This window comes from Bacillus sp. EKM420B, from assembly GCF_011065565.1.
GTDB lineage: Bacteria > Bacillota > Bacilli > Bacillales > Bacillaceae > Bacillus > Bacillus velezensis.
Window position 1 is genome coordinate 168,123 of the sequence record NZ_JAAMNX010000006.1, and the last position, 23,400, is coordinate 191,522.

The following is a 23,400-nucleotide window of genomic DNA, read 5'->3' on the forward strand; positions in this document are numbered from 1 at the left end:
GAAGGCGGTGTCATCATCCATGAGACAGAACAAACGCTGGCTCATCTTTTTGCTGTTCCTTGTTTTGATACCGAAAACAAGCTTCGCCCACGCCTACATCACAAACTCAAATCCGGGTGAGAACAGCGAATTAAAACAAGCGCCGAAGCAGATTGAAATTGAGTTTAATGAACAGATTGAAGAAGGCTTCCACTCCATTAAGGTCTATAATTCATCCGGCGAACGGGTTGACGCGGGCAAAACGGTGATTCAAAAAAATGATGCCCGCATCATGACCGCGGCATTAAAAAAAAATCTGCCGCATGATATTTACAGAGCGGAATGGAACGCGGTATCGGCCGACGGACATCCGGTATCCGGCGTCATCCCTTTCAGTATCGGAAAAGCCGGCGGTGAACTTCAGGAGCAGACATCATCGCAAGCGGCGCTTCATCCCGAAGCGGCCATCGACCGCGGTATTTTGTACACCGCTCTCTCCCTGTTTATCGGCACGGCTTTTTTCCATCTGTTTTGGTACAGAAATAATGAAGATTCATCAAAAGCAAAACGAACTGTAAAGCTGCTCGTGATTTCTTTATGTTTAACGGGGCTCGCGCTCGTGTGCCAGCTCCCGATCCAGACGAAAGAAAACGCGGGCGGCGCTTGGAGCGCCGCGTTTCAGCCGGACTATGTAAAAGAAACGCTTCTGAAAACGGCAGGCGGGTACGTCTGGATGATCCAGATCAGCTTATTTATCCTGCTCGCCCTGTCCATGATCCCGATGCTGAAGAAGAAAGCATTCCGGTCATTTGCGTACTGGACGGCGCCGCTGTTATTCTTCTTCGCTTCGCTTTTGGCAAAAGCATTCGCCGGGCATGCGGCGGTCATTGACGAAAAAGCGGTCGGCATCGCAATGGACTTTCTCCATTTATCGGCCGCGTCTGTATGGATGGGCGGTATCGCCGCGCTTGTGCTGCTTCTTTCATCAGAGTGGAGAAAACCCGATAAAACCATCGCTTGGGAAACGGTCAGACGGTTTTCTCCTTGGGCGTTCGCCTCTGTCGGCGTGCTGTTATTTTCAGGAGTGCTGAACGGATTTTTCATTATCCGCTCGTTCGATTCACTCTTTCACACCGCTTACGGCAAGACGCTCCTTTTGAAAATCGGACTGTTTGTCATCATGCTTGCGCTCGGCGCCGTTCACGTATGGATGACGAAGTTCAGCAGAAAAAGGAGCATCAGCGCAACGATAAAGGCCGAATGGGCACTTGGTATTGCGGTGTTATTCACAACCGCCGTCTTCACAAGCCTGCCCAGTCCGCCGCCGCCTGCGCCATTGCCTTTTAACGGCTCAGAAACGATCGGAAACGGGGAGACCCTGTCCTTGCACATTACGCCGAACCAGCCGGGTAAAAATGAATTTCAAGTCATTGTCACCGATCATAACGGCAGCTTGGTAAAAGACATTCAGCAATTTACGGTCACTGTTTACCAGACGGGCTTCAGCGGCAAACAGCATGAAAGCACCTTTGATTTGAAGAAGACGAAGGAAGGCACATTCGAAGCCGCCAACCTGTCCATCACCGAAAAGGGAAACTGGAAGATCAAAGTCCACGGACTGACAAACGATTTTAATGAAATCAACCAAATATTCTCAACGACAAACTAAGGAGTGTATCTCATGTTGAAAAAAAAGGCTTTATTATTCATATCCGCCGTGACCCTGTCACTCGTCGGTTTTACGGCGGAAGCAAGCGCCCACGTCTCAGTCAAACCCGCGGAATCCGCAGCCGGTTCTTGGGAAACATACACGATGAAAGTGCCTGTGGAAAAGAATGAGCCGACAACGAAAGTCGTGCTGAAAATGCCCGCCGGCGTTGAATTTCAGCAGTATCAGCCGATTCCGGGCTGGAAAACATCCGTATCCAAACATGATGACAAAGCGGTCTCCGTCACTTGGGAAGCAAAGGACGGCGGCATTCAGCCCGGCCAATTCCAGCAGTTCACGTTCGTTGCGAAAAATCCTGAAAAGAGCGGAGATGCCGCTTGGGACGCTTACCAATATTACAAAGACGGCAGCATTGTAGAATGGACGGGGGATGAGAAAGCTGACACGCCTCACTCGATTACGAAAATCACGAAATCGGCCAGCGTGACGGATGCGCACGGAGCTGAACAGTCAAACGAAGAAAGCAAATCCGGCGTATCAGCGCTTGATATTGCGGCCATCGTTCTGTCAGCTGCGGCGATTATCCTTTCCATCGCGGCGCTTGTAAAGAAAAAACGCGCGTAAGCAAAAAGCGATCCGGCTCTAAAGAGCCTGCGATCGCTTTTTTTCTTATCCGCGGCCTGCCTGGAAAGACGGATATTTGGTCATTCCCCCGTCAGCAAACAGCGTAATGCCGGTCACATAGCTTGATTCCTTTGAAGCAAGCCAGACGGCGACAGCCGCGATTTCTTCCGGCTCACCGATATATCCCATCGGAATCATGCTTTCCACATCTTTTCTCTGAACGGGATCCGCAAATTTTTCCGCGTTGATCGGCGTATTGATGGCTCCCGGTCCGATATTGTTAACACGGATGCGCTTCGGCGCGTACTCAAGCGCCAGCGTTTCCGTCATCAATTTGATACCGCCTTTACTCGCCGCGTAGTGAACAAACAGCGGCCACGGAATCATTTCATGTACGCTTGACATGTTAATGACGTTTCCTTGAATATCATTCTCTACGTAATATTTAATGGCTTCGCGGCTTCCTAAGAAAGCGCCGGTCAGATTGGTATTGATGACTTTGTTCCAGTCTTTAAGCGGCATTTCATGCGACTGAACCGGATTTTCCATGCCGGCGTTATTGATCATGACATCCAATGTGCCGAATTCCTTCACTGCGGTCTGCACGATGTTTTTGACATCTTCTTCTTTTGTGACGTCTCCTTGAACGATGACCGCTTCGCCTCCCGCTTTTTGAATCTCTTCTTTAACGGTTTGGGCGTCTTTTTCATTACTATAGTAGTTAACTACGACTTTCGCCTGCTCCTGTCCGAAGCGGATCGCCATCGCTTTTCCTAATCCTGATGAAGCTCCCGTAATGGCAACGACTTTTCCTTTTAAATCCGTGTACATGTTCAAACCTCCTGCATATGTTATGAATTTGATTTCGCAACGCCTAAGAATACCGCGGCTACAATGATCAGGATAATCCCGATGGCAATGGCGACCAGCTGACGCTTCGTTTTGCTCTCACGGAGAATGAAGATTCCGCCGAGCGTGCTGATGACGATCCCCATTTGAGAGAGGGAAAAACTTGTCGCAACTCCGACGCGCGGCTGTGAGATGAACAGAAACATGTTCCCGAGCGCCCAGATGATTCCCGGCAGAATGTTCTTGATAGCGTACTTATTAAACGGTTTATGCTTGTACGTCAGGAGCAGTCCGCCGATGACCATCCCGATCGCCTGCGGCAGAAGCGCTGACCATCCGGATACGCCGAACAGCCGGGCGACGACGACATAGACCAAATAGCCGAGCGTGGAGATCAGCAGGATGACAATGCCTTTTTTTAAGTTTCCCGGTTCTCCGTCCGCCCGCCCCTTTTTATCTTCTAAAGATGTGAGCACAATCCCGATGATGATAAAAATAAGGGCGAGAATACCCAGCGTAATCGCGATCGGGGTTGACCATTCTTTGAATACGATCACACCGAACAAAGAAGTCGAGACGAGCTGCATTCCCGTTGATATCGGCATCGTTTTTGAAACGCCCATCAGCTGTATGCTTTTAAGCTGATTGCTTTGGCCGAGCGACCAAAACAGCCCCGAGATGATGCCGACAATAAAAATGCGCCCGGACAGCACCGGATGGACAAACAGATACAGCACAAACGAAACGATGAGCGCCCCGATTGTCGTTCCCAGCGTCTGGCTGTAAGGCCCGCCGCCTAATTTGACGTTAAATAACACGATGCTCCCCCAAAATAAAGCCGGGAGAAGAGCCAGTAATATATCCATGATGGCGACCTTCTTTCAATCGTATTTGCTGTTATTTTGTCTGGAATCGAACCGATTATTCCCGCAAGATCAAAAAAGCCTGCCGGCGATATTCACCGGCAGACCGCTCAATAAAAACAGCCCCGCTTAGAAGCGGGGCTTTCTTTTCGGCTCATTAAAGTCCGATAGACATGTATTTGGTTTCCAGGTACGGTTCAATGCCTTCCGTACCGCCTTCACGGCCGATGCCGCTTTCTTTCATTCCTCCGAACGGCGCTTGAACCGCGGACGGACCGCCGTCATTCCAGCCGATGATGCCGTATTCAAGCTGTTCAGAAATATAGATGCCGCGGCGGTAGTTTTCTGTGAAGAAATAAGCCGCAAGCCCGAACGGCGTATCGTTCGCAAGCTTGATCGCTTCATCAATATCTGAGAACGTAACGATCGGCGCAACCGGGCCGAAAGTTTCTTCATGCATGATGTTCATGGATGTGTCTACATTTGAAAGCACGGTCGGCGTCACGAAATAGCATCCTTTTTCATCGTTTTGGTCATACGTTCCGCCCGTCAGCACTTCTGCGCCTTTTTCCACGGCGTCATTAATTTGGCCGACGATTTTATCGAAGCCTTTTTTGTTGATGACAGGGCCGACGTTTACGCCTTTTTCAAGACCGTTTCCGACTTTGAGTTTCGCAGCTTCTTCACTCAGTTTTTTCGCAAACTCGTCTTTCACGGATTCATGTACGATCAGACGGTTCGCACAGACGCAGGTTTGGCCGGCATTTCTGAATTTAGAGGCCATTGTTTGGGCTACCGCCAGATCAAGATCAGCGTCTTCATCCACGATCAGCGGCGCATGTCCGCCAAGCTCCATTGACATATGTTTTACGGTGTCGGCGCTGTTTTTCATCAGGATTTTGCCGACAGGCGTTGAGCCGGTGAAAGTAATTTTGCGGATTTTCGGGCTGCTGGTGAAGACGTTTCCGATTTCGGCTCCGTCACCGATCACCACTTGCAGCACGTCCTTCGGAATTCCCGCTTCATATGCGAGACGCGCAAGGGCGTAAGCGGAAAGCGGCGTATCCTCCGCCGGTTTGATGATGAACGTACAGCCTGCCGCCAAAGCGGGCGCGGCTTTTCTTGTAATCATCGCATTCGGGAAATTCCACGGCGTGATCGCGGCTACCGGGCCGACCGCCTGACGGGTGACGACAATCCGTTTGCCCGTTGTCGGCGCAGGTACGGTTCTGCCGTAAATCCGTTTTGCTTCTTCGGCGAACCATTCAATATAGCCGGCGCCGTATAAAACTTCTCCGACCGCTTCTTCGTACGGTTTGCCGTTTTCTTTCGTAATTAATTCCGCAAGTTCTTCTTTATTTTCAACAATCAGCTCATACCATTTTCTCAAAAGTGAGGCACGTTCTCCCGCTGATGTTTTGGACCATGATTGAAACGCTTGATGTGAACGTTCAATCGCTTTTTCAACATCTTCGGCCGTCTGCTGGGGGATGCTTTCGATCGCCTCTCCCGTTGCCGGGTTGTACACTGTTAATTGTTCTGGCATATTGAACATTCCTTTCTTTCCTATAGTAAAACCATTGAATGCTTGTTGATGTATCTCACACTTTCATGATAGCAGACACATCCGGCGGCATTCCAATAATTGAACTCACAGAGCTGCTTCGATAATGGAAAGGCCTTCTTTGAGCTGCTCATCCGTCACGACAAGCGGCGTCAGGAATCTGATAATGTTGCCGTTAATGCCGGCCGTCAGCAGCAGCAGTCCGTTCTCGTTCGCCGTTTTAGCGATCGCCGCGGCTTTTGCTTTGTCCGGTTCCCGCGTGTCCGGATCTTTGACAATTTCGATGGCCGCCATCGCGCCGAGTCTGCGCACTTCTCCGATGCAGGCATGCTCTTTTTTCCATTCAAGCGCTTGATGCTCAATGATCCGGCCGATCTCTTCGGAACGCTGATTCAGCCCTTCTTCTTCAATAATATCCAAGACCGCGAGCGCAGCCGCACAGCCGAGCGGGCTTCCCGCATATGTGCCACCGAGTTCCCCCGGCGCGGCGGCATCAAGCATTTCCGCCCGGCCGATGACGCCGCTCAGCGGCAATCCGGCCGCAAGTGATTTGGATACGGTGATCAAATCAGGGACGGCTTCGAAATGTTCAATCGCGAAATACGTTCCCGTTCTGGCAAAACCGGTCTGAATCTCATCCGCTACAAAAACGATACCGTGTTTTTTACAAAAAGCGGAGACGTGCTGCACGAAACGTTTTGAAGGAATGATGAAGCCGCCTTCTCCCTGAACCGGCTCCATTACGACACAGGCGACGGTTTCCGGTGCAACTGCGGCGATAAAGAAATCCTCAAAAGCGCTGATGATAAAGTCGTCATACTGCTCGTTAGTCATGCCGGCCGGCTTTTGATAATAGTAAGGAAACGGCGCTTGATACACCTCTGAGGCAAACGGGCCGAAACCGAATTTATAAGGCTTCACCTTGCTCGTCATGCTCATCGTCATGTTCGTGCGGCCGTGGAACCCTCTTGTAAATGACACGACAGCCTGGCGCTTCGTATATTTTCTGGCGATTTTCACGGCGTTTTCCACCGCTTCCGCCCCCGAATTGAGAAAAATCGCTTTTTTCGCATGATCTCCCGGCGCAATGGCGCAAAGTTTTTCGGCCAGCTCAATATAAGACGGATACATCATGACGTTAAATCCCGGGTGAATCAGATCCTCCGCCTGTTTCTTCACGGCCTCCACCACTTTCGGATGGGAATGGCCGACATTCAGCGTTCCGATCGCTCCGGCAAAATCAATGAATCGTCTGCCGTCCAAATCGTACAAAAGCGCCCCTTCCCCTTTTACCGCCATGCTGCGGTTTCCGTTGCCGACCCCTTTGGAAACGAATTGATCCCGTTTTTGCTGCCACTGGGCAGTTGTCACTTCCGTCAATGCTGTTTGACTCATAGATTCCATCCCCCTATATTGTTTTCTTATCATTCTGACTTCTTTTTGGTATGATGAAAAGTACCAAAATCAATTTATCCATGGTATCAGAAAGGGGCAGGGTCGGATGCTGACGATTTCCATTGATCATTCGGAAACGGCGGATTATATCTATCAGCAGATCTATCAGCACATAAAAGCGGCCGTTTTGAAACGCAGCCTGATGCCTCATACAAAGGTGCCGTCTAAACGGGAGCTTGCCGAGACGCTGAAGGTCAGCGTGAATTCAGTGAATTCAGCTTATCAGCAGCTGCTTTCGGAAGGTTATTTATATGCAGTCGAAAGAAAAGGCTTTTTCGTGGAGGAAATTGATACGGTTTATCATGAAGAAACGCCTTCGCTCTCATTGCCTGAAGATTTAAAAGAGCGGGAGCCGGATAAGAGCGGCTGGATTTCGTTTTCTCATATGAGCGTGGATACGGCGCATTTTCCCCTGAAAAGCTGGTTCCGCTGTGAGCATAAAGCAGCCGCCCGTTCATTTCATACACTCGGAGACCTCGTCCATCCGCAAGGCTTATATGAAGTCCGTGAAACCATTTCGCGGCTTATTTCCCTGACAAGGGGCGTTACATGCCGCCCGGAACAAATCGTGCTCGGGGCGGGCACGCAAATGCTGATGCAGCTGCTGACGGAACTGCTGCCAAAAGACGCGCTGTACGCCATGGAGAACCCGGGATATATGAGGATGTACCGGCTGCTGCAAAACCTCGGGAAAAAGGTTGCGACGATCAGCCTTGATGAAAAAGGCATGTCCATGGCCGAAATCGAAAAACGCCGGCCCTGTGTATTGATCACCACGCCTTCCCATCAATTCCCCTCAGGCGTGATCATGCCCGCTTCCCGGCGGATTCAGCTTTTAAACTGGGCCGCCGAACAGAACGGCCGCTTCATCATTGAAGATGATTATGACAGTGAATTTAAATATGACGCCGATACGATACCGGCGCTTCAAAGCCTTGACCGGTTTCAAAATGTCATCTACATGGGGACCTTTTCAAAATCCCTTTTCCCAGGTCTGCGCATCAGCTATATGGTTCTGCCGCCCGGGCTTTTGCGGACGTTCAAAGAGAGAACGTATGACCTGCATACGTGCAGCACGCTTGCCCAGCTCGCGCTGAAAGAATTTATCGACTCAGGTGAATATCAGAAACATATTAAAAAGATGAAGCAGCATTATAAGAACATGCGGGAACGCCTCATTTCGGCTTTAGATGAAACATTCGGAGAAAGAATCAGTGTAAAGGGCGCCAATGCGGGGCTTCATTTTGTCACTGAGTTTGACTGCGCCCGTTCAGAAAAAGAGATTTTGGCACGGGCGGATGCAGAACAGCTCGATCTGTTTGCAATGAGCCGGTTCCGTCTGAAAGCAGGAGGCGATTCAAATAAGCCGCAGCTCATTCTGGGGTTCGCCCGCCTGAAGGAGAGCGATATTCAAGAAGGCGTCCTCAGGCTTTACCGGGCGGTTTTCGGCGCATAAAAAAACCCCCGGAATTCGGGGACTTATTTACCAGCGGTCCGGTTCTGTCTGCAAAATCGCCTCCAGCAGGCCGGGAAACGCCGCTTGTAAATCATCTTTGCGCAGGGAATAATAACGGTGCTTCCCGTCTATGCGCACTTGGGCGATCCCCGCTTCCCGCAGCACTTTGAAGTGATGGGACAGCGTTGATTTGGCGACCCGGACATCAGCGCAGGTTCCGCACGTTTTTTCTGTTGTTTCCGCCAATTGTTTGACCAGCTCTAAGCGGAGCGGATCACTCAGAGCATGAAGAACCTTTGTCAGCTGTAAGCGGTCGGTGTCAGGATGGTTTGGAATGTTCATGAGTCAAATGTAACACATAAAAGCGGCGGGTGACAATTTAGGCGGTGAGGGTTTTTCCTTTACCATTCACTGCGAAACATGTTACAGTTAGTTCGATAATATTCGAACTATAACAAATAAACCCAATCAGGAGGAATAACAATGATCGTCTTACAGGCTTACATGAAAGTAAAAGCGGATAAACGCGAGGAATTTTTAGGAGAAGCGCAATCACTTGTTCAGCATTCACGCGCGGAAGAAGGAAATGTGCAATACGACCTTTTCGAAAAAGTCGGTGAGGAAAATACATTCGTTATGCTTGAGCAATGGAAAGATGAAGAAGCGATGAAATTCCACAACGCAACTGACCATTTCCAAGGATTCGTGGCAAAAGCAAAAGAAGTGCTGAGTGCGCCGCTTGACGTCGTCCGCACAGAACTGTCAGAGTAACGAAAGGATGAATGACATGAACGAAGTCCTTCAAATATTAACAGACCACCGTTCCATCCGCAGCTACACAGATGAACCCGTATCGGATGAGCAGCTGGATCTTATCATCCAAGCAACTCAGGCAGCGCCGACTTCCATTAACGGCCAGCAATTTACCGTTATTGCGGTGAAAGATAAGGAGCGGAAGAAAAAAATATCCGAATTGGCCGGCGGCCAGCCGTGGATTGACCAAGCGCCTGTTTTCCTTTTATTCTGCGCTGATTTTAACCGCGCCAAAATTGCGCTTGAAGAATATAATGATACACCGCTTGAGATCACGAACGGTTTAGAGTCCGTTCTAGTCGGAGCCGTGGATGTCGGGATTGCGCTGGGTACGGCAACGGCTGCGGCTGAATCAATGGGACTCGGCACTGTGCCGATCGGCGCCGTGCGCGGCAAGCCTGACGAACTCATTGAATTGCTGAAACTTCCGAAATACGTTTTCCCGGTTTCCGGTCTCGTCATCGGCCATCCGGCAGACCGCTCCGCAAAAAAACCGCGTCTGCCGCAAGCAGCCGTTCTGCATCATGAAACGTATCAAGAAGAAGATTTAAGAACCCATATCGAGGCCTATGACAAGCAGATGTCCGAATACATGAAAAAACGCACCGACGGACAGGAAACAAGAAACTGGTCACAAGGCATCACTTCCTACTATAAGCAGGTTTATTATCCTCACATTCGTGAAATGCTTGAAAAACAAGGATTTAAGACGGATAAATAAACGTATCAGCCTGCCGGAACACCCCGGCAGGTTTTTTCTATTTCTCAAACAAAAGCGTTGACACTATGTAAAAATTTTTGTTAATATTTTCATCATATACTCATTGGTTTTCTGTGAACCGATGGGTTTTCTATTGTGACGAAAGAAGGAATCTGGGCTTATGAATGATAAGAAAACGGATATTCTGCTGGCGGCAAGGAAGCTTTTTTCCGGGAAAAGCTTTTCGTCGGTTTCGATGCAGGCGATCGCAGAGGAGTGCAAAGTCTCCAAAGCATCTTTATATAAGCTGTTTGAATCAAAGGAAGACCTGCTCCTGGAGCTGCTCGATTTTAACCAGAAACAGATGGTAGCGGCCGCTTCATTATTGAATGAGGAAACGAGCCTCTCCCCTGAGGAACGGTTTGCCAAAAAACTGATGGCTGAGCTTGAAGGCTTCAGGCGCAATCAGCAGTTTTTTAATATGCTGATGTACGGAAGCCCCTCTTCCATTAATGAGCGGGTAAAACGGCATATTCACAGGGCCCGCTCCACCTTTATCTGCTGGCATCGCGATTCACTGATTCAGACGTACGGCGAAGACATTATTCCTTATGTATGGGAGCTGGTGATCGTCCTGCAGGGGCTCCTGAGAGAATGTATCACGCTGATTAAGCTGGAAAAAGAACCGCTCGCTCTGGAGCCGCTCACGGACTTTATCATCCGCCATCTCAATCTCATCGTCGAAAACAGGAAAACCGAAACGGCTTTGCCTCAGGAGATGATTGACCTTTATACCGCCTCCGCTTCCTCATTTGAGCCGAAAGACAAAACCGTATTGCTGGCTGAAAGCCTGAAGGAACTGAAAGAAGCTGTCTCAGCCCTTCCGGAGGAAAAATATGATGCCGCAGGACTCGCTTCCGCGGCGGTTATGCTGGAGAAAGAATCAGCGGACAAACAGCCGCGGGATTTTCTTATAAAAGCGCTCATCGGTTATTTGGAGCAGGCCGGACCGCTGCACCAGCCGCTTGCAGCCGTTAAAACATTGCTCAAACTATAAAGAAAGAAGGAATCAGCTTGAATAAGAGTATTAAAACTGCACCATACAACCGCTCTGTCATTGTCGGGATTCTTTTGGCGGGAGCGTTCGTCGCCATTTTGAACCAGACACTGCTTATCACGGCGCTGCCGCACATTATGAATGACTTCAATATAGATGCCAACAAAGCGCAATGGCTGACAACATCGTTTATGCTGACGAACGGGATTTTAATCCCGATTACCGCATTTTTAATAGAGAAATTTACGAGCCGCACCCTCCTGATTTCCGCTATGAGTATTTTCACGGCGGGCACCATTGTCGGCGCATTCGCCCCGAACTTTCCGGTGCTCTTAACGGCCCGGATTATTCAGGCGGCCGGCGCCGGAATTATGCTGCCGCTCATGCAGACGGTATTTCTCACGATTTTCCCGATGGAAAAGCGCGGCCGCGCCATGGGTATGGTCGGCTTGGTTATTTCGTTCGCGCCGGCGATCGGCCCGACGCTTTCCGGATGGGCGGTCGAAGCATTCTCTTGGCGGTCTTTGTTTTATATCATCTTCCCGATCGCAGTCATCGACTTGCTTTTAGCGATTATTCTGATGAAAAACGTCACGACATTACGAGAAACACAGATTGATATTTTATCCGTGATCTTATCGACCCTCGGATTCGGCGGGCTGCTTTACGGCTTCTCAAGCGCCGGTTCCTCAGGATGGACCAGTACTGAAGTGCTGACTTCGCTGCTTGTCGGAGCGGCCGCGCTGATTTTCTTTATCGCAAGACAGATGAAGCTCAAAAAACCGATGCTGGAATTCCGCGTGTTTTCTTTCGGGATTTTCAGCCTGACCACCCTGCTCGGAACGCTTGTTTTCGCGCTGCTGATCGGAACGGAAACCATTCTCCCGCTTTACACGCAAAAAGTCCGGGGCGTCTCCGCGTTTGATACCGGATTAATGCTTTTGCCGGGCGCGATTGTGATGGGGATGATGTCGCCGTTTATCGGCCGGGTGTTTGACAGAATCGGAGGAAAAGGCCTTGCGATGACCGGGTTCTTCATCATCCTGCTCACGTCCCTGCCGTTTATGAATCTGACGGACTCGACGTCTCTCATTTGGATTGTCGTCGTTTATACCGCGCGGCTTTTGGGAACAGCCATGATTATGATGCCGGTGACGACAGCGGGAATCAACGCCCTGCCGCGCCACTTAATTCCGCACGGCACAGCCATGAACAATACCGTCCGCCAAGTCGGCGGTTCTATCGGTACGGCGCTGCTGGTTTCCGTGATGAGCAGCCAGGCCGCGCACGCCAATGCGTCAACTCCGGCAAACGCTGCCCTGCACGGCATGAATGCGGCATTTGTCGTAGCCGCCTGCATCGCGCTGGCCGGCTTCCTCCTATCTTTTACATTGAAGAAAAAACCGCGTCAGCCCGAGCAGCAGCAGGCCGTTACGCGGTAAACCAAAAAGAACCCGATCACGTATGTGACCGGGTTCTTTTTTTACTTCTCGATTCCGTCTTTTACTTCTTTCACCATTTGCGCCATGGATTCCAGGCCGCCTCCTGATAAATACCATGTAGCTGAATCAAGGTAGACAACATGGTTGTTTTTCACGGCTTTCACCGATTTTACATAATCATTTTCAACCACTTGTTTTGTTGAAGATTTTGTGCCGATCGCTGTTCCGCGGTCAACGACAAACATGTAATCAGGGTTTGTTTTGGCGATATATTCATAGGAAATGCTTTGTCCGTGCAGTGAGGCTTCGATGTTTTTGTCAGCCGGTTTGACGCCGAACACATCATGAATGAAGCCGTATCTTGATTTAGATCCGAACGCGCTGATTTTGCCGTCGTTCGCCATCACCACTAATCCGTTTTTATCCGTGCTGCTTGTCTTTTTCTTCAGATCGGCAATGGATTTGTCAATTTTCGCAAGCTTATCTTTCACTTCATTTTCTTTGTTAAAGATTTTGCCGATCACTTCAGTGTTTTGCTTGAATCTGTCAACGTAGTTTGTATAGTCATCATCAAGATAAATCGTCGGCGCGATTTTTGAGAACTCTTTATAAGAATCAGATTGTCTGTGGGCGATAATGATTAAATCCGGATCAATATCCGCGACTTTTTCAAAATCCGGTTCTTTTAAACCGCCGGTATTGGCGTATTTATCACTATTATATGAAGATAAGTATTTTGGAAGGTTTTGTTTCGGAAGTCCCGCCACGTGATCCTGTAAACCGAGTTCATCCATCGTGTCCAGCATTCCGAAGTTGAATACGACGACTTTTTTCGGATTCTTCGGCACTTTGACTCCTTCTTTGTTCAGATCATCTTTGATTGTGATTGTTTCTTTTGATTTGCCTGATGTTTTGTCCCCGTTTCCGCATGCAGAAACAACAAAAATCGTAACTAGCGCAATGAATAGCAATGCGAATTTTTTCATGACTTTCACCTCATCTGGTTTTTAAGAAAAGTACACACCGATCCGCTGACTGTCAATCTCTTGAATCGGGATGGTCATATCATAAATATCTTCAAGCACGGAGGTTTCAATGATCTCCTCCGCCGGCCCTTCTTTGACGATCCGGCCGTTTTTCAGTGCGACGATATGGTCTGAATAGACGGATGCGAAGTTGATATCGTGAATCACTACGACGATCGTTTTTCCGAAGTCTTCCACAAGCCGCTTCAACAGCTTCATCATTTCAACGGAATGCTTCATATCTAAATTGTTCAGCGGCTCATCGAGAAAAATATAGTCCGTATCCTGAGCGATGATCATCGCGATAAACGCCCTCTGACACTGGCCTCCGCTGAGCTGATCGAGGTATTTATCCTTTAAGTCATCCAGCTTCATATAACTGAGGGCCTGGTTGATATGCACCCAATCTTCATCCGTCAGTTTCCCTTGGGAATACGGAAATCTGCCGAAGCTGACCAGGTCTTTAATCGTCAGTCTGATATTGATTTGGTTCGTCTGCTTCAGGATGCTGATTTTTTTCGCCAGATCGTTGCTTTTACAGGCCCCGATCTCTTGCCCGTCGACCGTGATTTCTCCGGAATCCGTCTTAATCAGCCGGCTCATGATAGACAGCAGCGTGCTTTTTCCCGCGCCGTTCGGACCGATAAACGAGGTGAGCCTGCCCTTTTGAATGGATAGAGACGTTTTCTCAAGGACGACTTTCCCTCCGTATTGTTTGCTTACATTTTTGACCTCTACCATGATTTATTCTCCTTTAACAGCAGATAGATAAAATAAATCCCGCCGGCAAAATTAATGATGACGCTCAGCGTCGTGGAAAACGTGAACACTTTCTCCACGACGAACTGGCCCCCGACGAGCGCGACGATGCTGATCAGGACGGAACCCGCGATTAAATACGTGTGCCTGTAGGTTTTTAAAAACTCTCTCGCCAGATTGACGACAAGCAGTCCTAAAAACATAATCGGCCCGACAAGAGCCGTAGAGACAGACACAAGAATGGCGACGACGATGAGCATCTGTTTCACAAGCTTATCGTAATCAATCCCAAGGTTGACGGCGTGCTCCCTGCCGAGCGACAGCACGTCAAAAAACCGCGTGAACCGCCAGACATAAATGCCTGTCAGAAGAAAGACAGCACCGGCAAACCATAAAAGATCGGTGTTGATATTGTTAAAGCTGGCAAACATTTTGTCCTGAACAACCTGGAACTCATTCGGATCAATCAGCATCTGCATAAAGGATGACAGACTGTTGAACAGCGTGCCGAATACGACGCCGACAAGCAGAAGGAAAAACACGTTCCGCCCCTCGCCTTTAAACATGAGCTGATACAAAACGAGTGACAAGAGCACCATCAGCCCGACGGAGATGACGAAATTAAGATTTTTGTTCATCATGACGATATTCATTGAACCGAACAGGAACACGATGACGGTCTGAATGAGCATATACAGGGAATCGAGGCCTAAAATGCCCGGTGTCAGTATGCGGTTATTTGTAATCGTCTGGAAGATGACCGTTGAAAACGCGATCGCTCCCCCGGTGAGCATCATGGCAAGCACTTTGAAGCATCGTCTCGGCAGGGAGTATTCCCAATTGCCCAGTCCGTAGAACAGAAAGAATCCGATACATATCATGGCGAGCGCCGCCAGCAGCGTAATTTTTTTATTATGACTCATATGCTTTTCTCCTTAACAGCATATACAGGAAGATGCCGCTGCCGATAACACCGACCATCAGGCCGATGGAAATTTCGTACGGGAAGATGATCACCCTTCCCAAAATGTCGCATAACAGCACAAAAACAGCGCCCAAGAGAGCGGTGTGAGGCAGGCTGCTCCTCAGGTTGTCCCCTTTGTAAATCGACACCATATTGGGAATGATCAAACCGAGAAAAGGCAGCATCCCGACGGTCAGGATCACCAGTGAAGCGATGAGCGACACGATAATCAGACCGATATTGACGACGCGTTTGTATTTCAGGCCGAGATTGACGGAAAAGCTCTCTCCCATTCCCGCCACCGTAAATTTATCCGCATAGACATAAGCGATGATCACCAGCGGGATACTCAGATATAAAAGCTCATACCTGCCTTTAACGACCAGTGAGAAATCTCCCTGCAGCCAAGATGACAGGTTTTGGATCAGGTCGTATTTATATGCGATAAACGTGGCGATTGAGCTGACGATATTCCCAAGCATTAAACCGACGAGAGGAATAAAAATCGCATCATTGAACTTGATTCTCTCGAGGATTTTCATGAAAAGGAAATTTCCCGCCAACGCGAAAATAAAAGCGATAGACATTTTCACAAGCGGACTCGCTGACGTAAAAAGCATTAATGAAATCAAAATTCCGAGCCTTGCCCAGTCCATCGTTCCCGCAGTCGTCGGCGATACAAATTTATTCCGGCTGATCTGCTGCATGATTAATCCGCAGATGCTCAGGCTCATGCCGGCGATGATAATGCTCACCAAACGCGGCAGCCGGCTGTCAAACAATGTACCTGCCTGTTCTTTATTTAAATGAAAAATATCCAGCGGCGACAAATCTTCTACACCGATAAATATAGAAGTACACGCCAAAACCGCCAGTAGCAAAAGTAAGTAACGTAGCTTCATGCTGCCTCCCTGCACCCATCACAAACGGTATGACTGATTGCCAAACAACCCCCATATATCCCCACTCGTAATGATTATCATTATCAACGACAACTATAATCTTATCATCTTTCCAAGCGCAGTCAATACAGTTTTGCTTTCAAAAGCGGTCATCCGCGGGCCGTACACTAAATTGTCTTACAATCAGTCTATCAAGAATTTGCAGGATTTTCTATAACCTTCATTTGGCTGCTTATCATTTTTTGCACATGATGACACGCTTGAGGGAAAAAAATCTGACAAACAGCGGCAAAATTCCTCCATGAAAATACAAATGTTCTCCCCACATAGAAAAAATCCTTGATTTACATGTTTGAAAGAGAGATAATAAAAATTAAATTTGTGAGAAAATTTAAATATTAGGGGATGTAAATCATGAAAGTTGTAAAATTCGGAGGCAGCTCTCTTGCGTCAGGAGCCCAGCTTGAGAAAGTGTTTCAAATCGTGACGGCTGATCCCTCGCGGAAAGCCGTCGTCGTATCGGCGCCGGGAAAACGCTTCTCGGACGATACAAAGGTGACGGATCTGTTAATCCGCTGTGCGGAGCATTATTTGCAAAAAGGTGCAGCGCCCGAGCTTGCCGAACAGGTCATTGAACGGTACGCCGCCATCGCGCGTGAGCTGAACCTGGATTTCTCTATTATAGAAAGAATCCGCAGTGACCTATTCGCTCTCTTAAACAGCTGTAAAACCAATCCCGAACAATATATGGATGCGGTGAAAGCGAGCGGCGAGGACAACAACGCGAAGCTGATCGCGGCCTACTTCCAACGGCAGGGCGTGAAAGCGGAATACGTAAGTCCGAAAGAAGCGGGGCTGTTTGTGACGAATGAACCCGGAAGCGCGCAGGTGCTCCCTGAATCTTATGATCATTTGTACCGTCTGAGAAACCGTGAAGGCTTGATCATTTTTCCGGGATTTTTCGGTTACACGAAGGAGCATGAGATTGTGACGTTTTCCCGGAGCGGTTCTGATATTACCGGCTCCATTCTCGCCAGCGGCTTAAAAGCCGACCTGTACGAAAACTTTACTGATGTGGACGCCGTCTATTCCGTCAACCCGTCGATCGTGCGGCACCCGAAAGAAATTAACGAACTGACGTATCGGGAAATGCGTGAGCTCTCCTATGCCGGATTTTCCGTTTTTCATGATGAAGCGCTGATTCCCGCATTTCGGGCCGGCATCCCCGTTCAGATTAAGAATACGAATAATCCGGATGCGAAAGGAACGCGCGTCGTCAGCAGCCGTGACAATACGAACGGGCCAGTCATCGGCATCGCAAGCGACACGGGCTTTTGCAGCATTTACATAAGCAAATATTTAATGAACCGGGAAATCGGTTTCGGCCGCAAAGCCCTTCACATTTTGGAGGAAGAAGGATTGACGTATGAACACGTTCCATCCGGCATTGACGACATCACGATCATCCTTCGGCACGATCAGATGGACTCAGAACTGGAACACAGGCTCGTCACCCGTCTGAAGCAGGAGCTTCAAGCAGATGAAGTCACAGTCAGGCACAATCTGGCGCTGATTATGGTCGTCGGGGAAGCGATGCGCCATAATGTCGGCACAACCGCCAGGGCATCCAAAGCACTGTCGGAAGCCGGCGTCAACATCGAGATGATCAATCAAGGGTCCTCGGAAGTCAGCATGATGTTCGGAGTGAAAGAAGAACAGGAAAAACACGCGGTGCGGGCGCTGTATGACGAATTTTTCGCCGGAGTCTTACTCTCATAGGACACCGCCTCTTTTTTCTCTTGTCCACTAATATCCCTTACAAAGCAGCTTCTTTTACATATTGTATGGTATAGACAATATGGAGGTGAAGCTCATGTCAGGATATTCAGGAGTCAGCTCTTTCGCTTTGATCGTTGTTTTATTTATCCTGTTGATTATTGTTGGTACTGCCTTCGTTGGCGGTTTCTAAGCATCACTCCGTCTATATGAGGACGCTGCGGGTTTTGACCTGCGGCGTTTTCTTTTGTTTTCCGCCGCTGTCCAAGTCCGGCCGCGCAAAAAAAAAGACTGCCGGGAACATTCCCGGGCAGTCTTTTCCTTTGTTCAGGTTATTTTCTTCTCACGTCATTCCTCTTTCAGCTACATGGAATTCAGCCTGATCTGTCTGGCCTGCACCTGTCACTGTAAAAATCGCGGCGGCTGCTAAACAAATAACAAACCATTTAGATTTCAATTTCATACAAACCCTCACTCCTTTGTATTTGTTTTCTTGCCTCTTCGACTTTCAGAAAATAGTCAGAAGAAATCTTAAAGCAATTTTGTTCATAGTAATATTTAGCTGCTTCTAGTGCTAAATCCTCTATATCGGCGTATAAATTTTTATCTTCCAGGTAACGGAAACATGCGCTGATTTTTTCCTCATCCGGTTTCGCCTGATACAGAGCCTGCAGCCATTCGAATTTTACCGTGTAAACGGGATCGTCTGTTTCTTTAGCATATTCATATCCCCGCTTGTGATATTCCGACGCTTTTTCTTTTTTTCCGAGTTTAAAGTAAATGAGTGTGATTAGAAAATATGCTTGAGGAAGAGAATTGACGATTCTTTGTGATTCAAATGTATCAACCGCCCGTTCAAAGTACGGAATCGCTTCGCCGATGCGGTCCTGATTGTAGTAGCACAGTCCGAGGTTATACAGCGCCCTCCCGACAAGCTGCGCTTTTTGTTCTTTTTCGGCCATTTGCAGAGCGTGCTGAAAATGTTTGGCCGCCTGTTCAAAGCGCCTTTCATCCATTAAATTGACGCCGAATACAAAATGGCATTGAATGATCCGGACGTTATATGTGTCCTGCTCTACGTAAATTTCATAAGCGTTTTTTATATGTATCAAAGAAAAATACGTTTGTTTCATATGATAATAAGCTTCGGCCACTTTAAAATAAAACTCCGCCCGTTCCACGTGGTCCGAAACGAAGGCCAGTTTTTTCTCAGCTTGTTTATAATACGTAATCGCTGAGATAAATTCTCTTTTATCAAATTCAAACATGCCTTTGAAAAAGTTGACGTAATAATCGAGAAGCCCTTTGAGGCCGGCCTGGCTGTTATCAATGTTATCAAGAATTTCCGACAGGGTCGGCTGGTCTTCTATCTTCAGTTTTTCCAGCGGCTCCAAGTAGTCCAGCATCAGCTGATGGCGAAATTCCATGAGGGAATAATAAAGCACTAAGTTTGAATCAGGCTCCATACGGTCAAGCTCTTGTTTGATCTCGGCCTTCAAGATCTCCGCATCCGGCACGCTGAATGTTCTGATGTATCGATACCACTCGTTAATTTTCTGCCCGACTGCTGAAGAAGGAATTAACCCGCTCTTCATTCCTTCACCCTCCCCATCCAAGACCTGTTTACCAGTTATTTTATCACGTTTCCGTGTCTTTCCATCCCGAAAAACACGCAAACTTTGTTTCGGCAGAGCGCAATTTTCCGAGTGAAGATAAAACAGCCGGCAGCCAGACAGGACTGCCGGTTTCAAGATGATTCATGTTTCGTATTCAGCGGAAGGCGGATTGTAAAGGTCGTGCCTTTTCCTTTTTCGCTGTCAATATCTATCGTGCCCTTGTGCATTTCGACGAGCTGCCTGACGATGGACAGGCCGAGTCCGTATTCGCCGTATGCCGTATTCGTCCGGGACACGTCCGCCTTATAAAACCGCTCCCATATATGCTCAATTTCCTCTTTGGAGATGCCGATTCCGGTGTCTTCGATTTCAATCACTGTTTCTTTATAGCCTTCATATCCGCGCAGCGTGATGTCTCCCTTTTGCGTAAATTGAATGCTGTTTTTCGTGATATTGACGAGAATCTGGATCAGCCTGTCATAATCGGCGAACACTTTGACGCCGTCCTCCACCTGAATCCGCAGCTGATTTTGTTTTTCCTCCGCCTGCTGATTGAGATGCTCTTTAATAATTTCAAACACCTCGATGAGCGGCAGACTGAGCTTGTCCAGTTTGATTTGATGGGATCTGATTTTTTCATAATCCAGATTTTCTTTCACGAGCCTGAGCATCCGCTTCGTTTCTTCGCTGATCAGAGAGAAGCATTTCTCTTTATCTTTTTCCGGGATGGTGTTGCTGTTAAGCCCCTCCACAAGTCCGTTAATGGTCGTCAAAGGCGTTCTCAGCTCATGGGAGACATCGGCGATAAATTGGCGCCTCCGTTTTTCCAGGCGGTCAATCTGCTCTCTCGATTGCTTCAGATTTTTGGCCATGATGTTGAAATCGGACGCCAGCATGCCGATTTCATCGCCGCCGCTGTTCTTGAGCGAAATATCGTAATCACCGGACGCCACTTTTCCGGTCGCATCCCGCAATGTCTGAATCCGCTTGACGTGAAATTTAGATAAAAGCCAGCTCAGCAGAATCGTGATGATAAGGGTGCTGATGATCGCGTAAATCATATAGCGGTTGACCTGGCTGATCATCTGTTCGACCCCTCTGACGGGAGACACGAGCAGCACCGCGCCTTTAAATTGATTGTTGATCAAAAGCGGTTTTGCGACAAGCGACACTTCCAAGCCTTCCGTATTAAAACGGTTCATCTCCGCTCTGATCTGAACGGTTTTCCCTTGCTTCAGCATGTGCCACTCTTTACTTTTCAGCTTCTCGCGCGGCGGCATATCGTCAGGAAAAAAGTACGGCCGCTGATGTTCATCAAAAATAATAAATCTGGTCTCGCGCGTTTTTAACATGTCCTGATACGGATACAGGCGGCGCAGATCAAGATCGCGTCCGTTCAGCTCACTTGTGATCTGCTGGGCGTAAGAAGACAGCTCATCCACTTTATTTTGATACGCAAAATCTTTCACAAAATGCGAAAACAGGGAAATGATGATGAAAAAGGCCAAAATCAAAATGCTGACATGGCTTAACAGCAGCTGATATAAGTATTTAATCCTCATCAAATTTGTATCCTACCCCCCACACCGTGTATAAAAACGGTTTTTCGTCACTGGACAGTTTTTTGCGCAGCCGTTTAATATGAACATCAACCGTACGTTCATCGCCGTAAAATTGATACCCCCACACCTGCTCAAGCAGCTGCTCTCTCGAAAAGACCTGGCGCGGATTTTGTGCGAGATAAAAGAGCAGATCGAATTCCTTCGGCGTCAGATTCTCGACAGGCTTTCCGTGCAGAAACACTTCCCGCGTCTTCTTATTGATTGAAAAACACGCCGTTTCGATCAAGTCGTCGCTTTTTACGGCCTGCCCCGTCGCCCGGTATCTTCTGATCACCGCTTTAATCCGCGCTACTAGCGTCAGCGGGCTGAACGGCTTGGTGACATAGTCGTCGGCCCCCATTTCAAACCCGATCACCTGATCAGACTCCGTGTCCTTTGCGGTCAGCATAATAATCGGCACACTGCTCGTCTCTCTTATTTTCCGGCAGATCGTCACTCCGTCCATAGATGGAAGCATAATATCCAGAATGACCAAATCCCAGTCCTCTTCCGTGAACCGCTGATAGCCTTCCACTCCGTCATGGACAAATTCGGCTTCAAATCCTTCTTTAAAAAAGAACATTTCCGTCATGGTGCATACGCTTATATTGTCTTCTATCATTAATATCTTCATTGGTTCCTCCGCTTATCTTGACGCTTTTACTTATAATAGCACCATTTTACCCGGATATTTTCGGGTTTCACAATTGTTAGTTTTTATTTCATCACCCGGAAATAGTTTGTTCATATTTTTTTCATACATTTCTCCTACTATATACATATCGGATAACCGGTCCTAAAGAAGGTCGGTTTTACAAGATCTGACACCCACACGGAGGAACAGACATGAACTTTATAAAAAGAGCCTTTTGGAGCATGAAGTCAAAAAAGGGAAAAACGTTTTTGCAGCTGGTTGTGTTTTCAGTGATTTGCATTTTTGTCCTGTCCGGTCTTACGATCCAGTCAGCGGCAAAGAAATCAAGCGAACTGGCAAGGCAGCAGCTCGGCGGGAGCGTCACACTCCAGGCTGACCGCCAAAAGCAAATGGCGCAGCAGCAAAAAGACGGTGAAAAGAGGACGTTTGAATCAGCGCCGATTTCCGTCTCGGATGCCAAGAAACTTACATCTTTACAGCACGTTAAAAATTACAACTTCCTCACGACAGCGTCAGCAAACGCAGAAAGCTTTGACGCGATAAAAAGCTCAGGCGAATCAGCCGATAACAGTTCCGGCGGAAGCCGTTTTCAAGGCGGCGGAAGACAGATGATTTCAGCGGACATTTCGGTCGAAGGCGTGCTCTCTACGGCGCTGTTTGATGATTTCACAGGCGGGAGCTCAAAAATCACTGACGGCCGCGCCATCACAAAAACAGATGCGGACGCAAAAGTCGCCGTGATCAATGAAACGCTGGCAGATCAAAACAAGCTGAAGGTCGGCGGCTCCATTACGGTTTCCTCAGCAGCGGATGATTCTGTGAAAACGAAGCTTAAGATTGTGGGAATTTATAAAACAACATCATCAGGAGACGATCAGGCAGAGCATTTTTCATTCTTAAATCCTGACAATAAAATCTATACGCCTTACACCGCCGCGGCGGCGTTAAAAGGGTCTGATAACCAAAACAAAATCAGCTCAGCCGTTTATTATATGGATGATGCAAAATATATTGACTCATTCGTTGCGGCTGCGAAAAAAACATCTATAGATGATAAAACCTACACGCTGACGACAAATGATCAGGTGTATCAGCAAATGGTCGGCCCGATTGAAAATGTCGCGTCATTTTCTAAAAACGTGGTGTACCTTGTATCCATCGCGGGCGCGGTCATTCTCGGGTTGATCGTGATGATGTCGATCAGGGAACGCAAGTATGAAATGGGTGTCTTGATGGCGATCGGCGAAAAGCGCTGGAAGCTCATCGGACAATTCTTAACGGAAATTCTGATTGTCGCGGTTATCGCCATCGGGATCGCATCCGTCACGGGCAGCCTTGTGGCGAATCAGCTCGGAAATCAGCTTCTTTCCCAGCAGGTCAGCTCAGCCGATGATTCACAGCAGCAAACAAGCGGCTGGGGCGGCGGAGAAATGCCGCGGGGAGGCGGCCTGTTCGGTCAGCATTCATCCGGTGCAGATGTCATCAGTACAATGCAGGTAAACGTTTCGCTGAATGACCTTCTGACTCTCGGCGGGATCGGCGTCGCAATTGCCGTCATCGCCACATTACTGCCGTCTGTATCAGTCATGCGGCTTCACCCTAAAACGATCCTGACCAAGCAGGAATAAGAG

23 protein-coding genes are annotated in these 23,400 nt (G+C 48.3%); 10 read left to right on the forward strand and 13 right to left on the reverse strand.

All coding sequences use genetic code 11. The features are described 5' to 3' along the window. The first annotated feature begins 19 nt into the window (after positions 1–19). Positions 20–1,648, forward strand: coding sequence for a copper resistance CopC/CopD family protein (locus tag G9F48_RS17400; protein ID WP_165409865.1), 1,629 nt, complete (start codon positions 20–22; stop codon positions 1,646–1,648). A 12-nt stretch (positions 1,649–1,660) separates the two neighbouring features. Further along, positions 1,661–2,272 carry a YcnI family copper-binding membrane protein gene (locus G9F48_RS17405; protein WP_121984529.1) on the forward strand — a complete coding sequence of 204 codons (612 nt, stop codon included), beginning with the start codon at positions 1,661–1,663 and terminating at the stop codon, positions 2,270–2,272. A gap of 45 nt (positions 2,273–2,317) precedes the next feature. Here G9F48_RS17405 and gdh read toward each other — a convergent pair whose 3' ends face one another. The 4 genes from gdh to gabT all read right to left on the reverse strand — a co-directional run bounded on the left by gdh (position 2,318) and on the right by gabT (position 6,943). Then, a complete protein-coding gene (gene gdh / locus G9F48_RS17410) occupies positions 2,318–3,103 on the reverse strand; it encodes a glucose 1-dehydrogenase (RefSeq protein ID WP_007609424.1) in 786 nt (261 codons plus the stop codon). A 20-nt stretch (positions 3,104–3,123) separates the two neighbouring features. Further along, positions 3,124–3,987 (reverse strand): RhaT/GlcU family sugar-proton symporter, encoded by an 864-nt coding sequence (locus G9F48_RS17415; RefSeq protein WP_063174364.1) that lies wholly within the window; start codon positions 3,985–3,987, stop codon positions 3,124–3,126. Positions 3,988–4,141: 154 nt separating this feature from the next. Further along, on the reverse strand, positions 4,142–5,530 hold the full coding sequence (gene gabD / locus G9F48_RS17420; RefSeq protein WP_003156319.1) for a succinate-semialdehyde dehydrogenase: 1,389 nt from the start codon (positions 5,528–5,530) through the stop codon (positions 4,142–4,144). Positions 5,531–5,635: 105 nt separating this feature from the next. Then, the gene (gene gabT, locus G9F48_RS17425) at positions 5,636–6,943 is read right to left on the reverse strand and encodes a 4-aminobutyrate--2-oxoglutarate transaminase (RefSeq protein WP_165409866.1); all 1,308 of its coding nucleotides are present in this window, start codon (positions 6,941–6,943) and stop codon (positions 5,636–5,638) included. Between the two features lie 106 nt (positions 6,944–7,049). On the opposite strand from gabT, the gene gabR reads away from it, so the two are divergent. Further along, positions 7,050–8,459, forward strand: a complete 1,410-nt coding sequence (gene gabR / locus G9F48_RS17430) for a MocR-like transcriptional regulator GabR (protein WP_165409867.1) — start codon at positions 7,050–7,052, stop codon at positions 8,457–8,459. Between the two features lie 27 nt (positions 8,460–8,486). Here the strand turns inward: gabR and G9F48_RS17435 are convergent, their stop codons facing one another. Next, positions 8,487–8,801 (reverse strand): ArsR/SmtB family transcription factor, encoded by a 315-nt coding sequence (locus G9F48_RS17435; protein ID WP_102422335.1) that lies wholly within the window; start codon positions 8,799–8,801, stop codon positions 8,487–8,489. 141 nt (positions 8,802–8,942) lie between these two features. Here G9F48_RS17435 and G9F48_RS17440 point away from each other — a divergent pair, with 141 nt between their 5' ends. The 4 genes from G9F48_RS17440 to G9F48_RS17455 all read left to right on the forward strand — a co-directional run bounded on the left by G9F48_RS17440 (position 8,943) and on the right by G9F48_RS17455 (position 12,471). Next, the gene (locus G9F48_RS17440) at positions 8,943–9,230 is read left to right on the forward strand and encodes a putative quinol monooxygenase (protein ID WP_003156323.1); all 288 of its coding nucleotides are present in this window, start codon (positions 8,943–8,945) and stop codon (positions 9,228–9,230) included. A gap of 16 nt (positions 9,231–9,246) precedes the next feature. Then, positions 9,247–9,993, forward strand: a complete 747-nt coding sequence (gene nfsA / locus G9F48_RS17445; RefSeq protein WP_016937252.1) for an oxygen-insensitive NADPH nitroreductase — start codon at positions 9,247–9,249, stop codon at positions 9,991–9,993. 160 nt (positions 9,994–10,153) lie between these two features. Next, positions 10,154–11,029 carry a TetR/AcrR family transcriptional regulator gene (locus G9F48_RS17450; protein WP_003156326.1) on the forward strand — a complete coding sequence of 292 codons (876 nt, stop codon included), beginning with the start codon at positions 10,154–10,156 and terminating at the stop codon, positions 11,027–11,029. A gap of 17 nt (positions 11,030–11,046) precedes the next feature. Continuing rightward, a complete protein-coding gene (locus tag G9F48_RS17455; protein ID WP_015388705.1) occupies positions 11,047–12,471 on the forward strand; it encodes an MDR family MFS transporter in 1,425 nt (474 codons plus the stop codon). A gap of 41 nt (positions 12,472–12,512) precedes the next feature. On the opposite strand, the gene G9F48_RS17460 is transcribed toward G9F48_RS17455, so the two are convergent. From G9F48_RS17460 to G9F48_RS17475, 4 genes are read right to left on the reverse strand one after another with little or no spacing between them, the layout of a single operon-like run. Further along, on the reverse strand, positions 12,513–13,457 hold the full coding sequence (locus tag G9F48_RS17460) for a siderophore ABC transporter substrate-binding protein (RefSeq protein WP_003156329.1): 945 nt from the start codon (positions 13,455–13,457) through the stop codon (positions 12,513–12,515). A 21-nt stretch (positions 13,458–13,478) separates the two neighbouring features. Beyond that, positions 13,479–14,237: an iron ABC transporter ATP-binding protein gene (locus G9F48_RS17465; protein ID WP_165409868.1), complete on the reverse strand. Its 759-nt coding sequence runs from the start codon at positions 14,235–14,237 to the stop codon at positions 13,479–13,481. Beyond that, complete coding sequence (locus G9F48_RS17470) at positions 14,231–15,178, reverse strand: iron chelate uptake ABC transporter family permease subunit (protein WP_014416905.1); 948 nt, start codon at positions 15,176–15,178, stop codon at positions 14,231–14,233. Before G9F48_RS17470 ends, G9F48_RS17465 begins: the two co-directional genes overlap by 7 nt. Continuing rightward, on the reverse strand, positions 15,168–16,121 hold the full coding sequence (locus G9F48_RS17475) for an ABC transporter permease (RefSeq protein WP_165409869.1): 954 nt from the start codon (positions 16,119–16,121) through the stop codon (positions 15,168–15,170). Before G9F48_RS17475 ends, G9F48_RS17470 begins: the two co-directional genes overlap by 11 nt. Positions 16,122–16,535: 414 nt before the next feature. Between G9F48_RS17475 and G9F48_RS17480 the strand changes: the two genes are divergently transcribed. Together G9F48_RS17480 and G9F48_RS17485 are read left to right on the forward strand one after the other, a co-directional pair. Beyond that, a complete protein-coding gene (locus G9F48_RS17480; protein ID WP_165409870.1) occupies positions 16,536–17,900 on the forward strand; it encodes an aspartate kinase in 1,365 nt (454 codons plus the stop codon). 79 nt (positions 17,901–17,979) lie between these two features. Beyond that, positions 17,980–18,090, forward strand: a complete 111-nt coding sequence (locus G9F48_RS17485; protein WP_369878517.1) for a YjcZ family sporulation protein — start codon at positions 17,980–17,982, stop codon at positions 18,088–18,090. Between the two features lie 150 nt (positions 18,091–18,240). Here G9F48_RS17485 and G9F48_RS17490 read toward each other — a convergent pair whose 3' ends face one another. From G9F48_RS17490 to G9F48_RS17505, 4 genes are all read right to left on the reverse strand, one after another. Next, positions 18,241–18,360 carry a PhrC/PhrF family phosphatase-inhibitory pheromone gene (locus G9F48_RS17490; protein ID WP_003156334.1) on the reverse strand — a complete coding sequence of 40 codons (120 nt, stop codon included), beginning with the start codon at positions 18,358–18,360 and terminating at the stop codon, positions 18,241–18,243. Further along, a complete protein-coding gene (locus G9F48_RS17495) occupies positions 18,344–19,492 on the reverse strand; it encodes a Rap family tetratricopeptide repeat protein (RefSeq protein ID WP_003156336.1) in 1,149 nt (382 codons plus the stop codon). Before G9F48_RS17495 ends, G9F48_RS17490 begins: the two co-directional genes overlap by 17 nt. A gap of 152 nt (positions 19,493–19,644) precedes the next feature. Further along, a complete protein-coding gene (locus G9F48_RS17500; protein ID WP_162262652.1) occupies positions 19,645–21,078 on the reverse strand; it encodes a sensor histidine kinase in 1,434 nt (477 codons plus the stop codon). After that, entirely contained in the window at positions 21,065–21,748 is a 684-nt protein-coding gene (locus G9F48_RS17505; RefSeq protein ID WP_014416901.1) for a response regulator transcription factor, read from the reverse strand. The genes G9F48_RS17500 and G9F48_RS17505 overlap by 14 nt, the downstream gene beginning before the upstream one ends. Before the next feature lie 212 nt (positions 21,749–21,960). On the opposite strand from G9F48_RS17505, the gene G9F48_RS17510 reads away from it, so the two are divergent. After that, entirely contained in the window at positions 21,961–23,397 is a 1,437-nt protein-coding gene (locus G9F48_RS17510) for an ABC transporter permease (RefSeq protein WP_165409871.1), read from the forward strand. Positions 23,398–23,400: the final 3 nt, after the last annotated feature.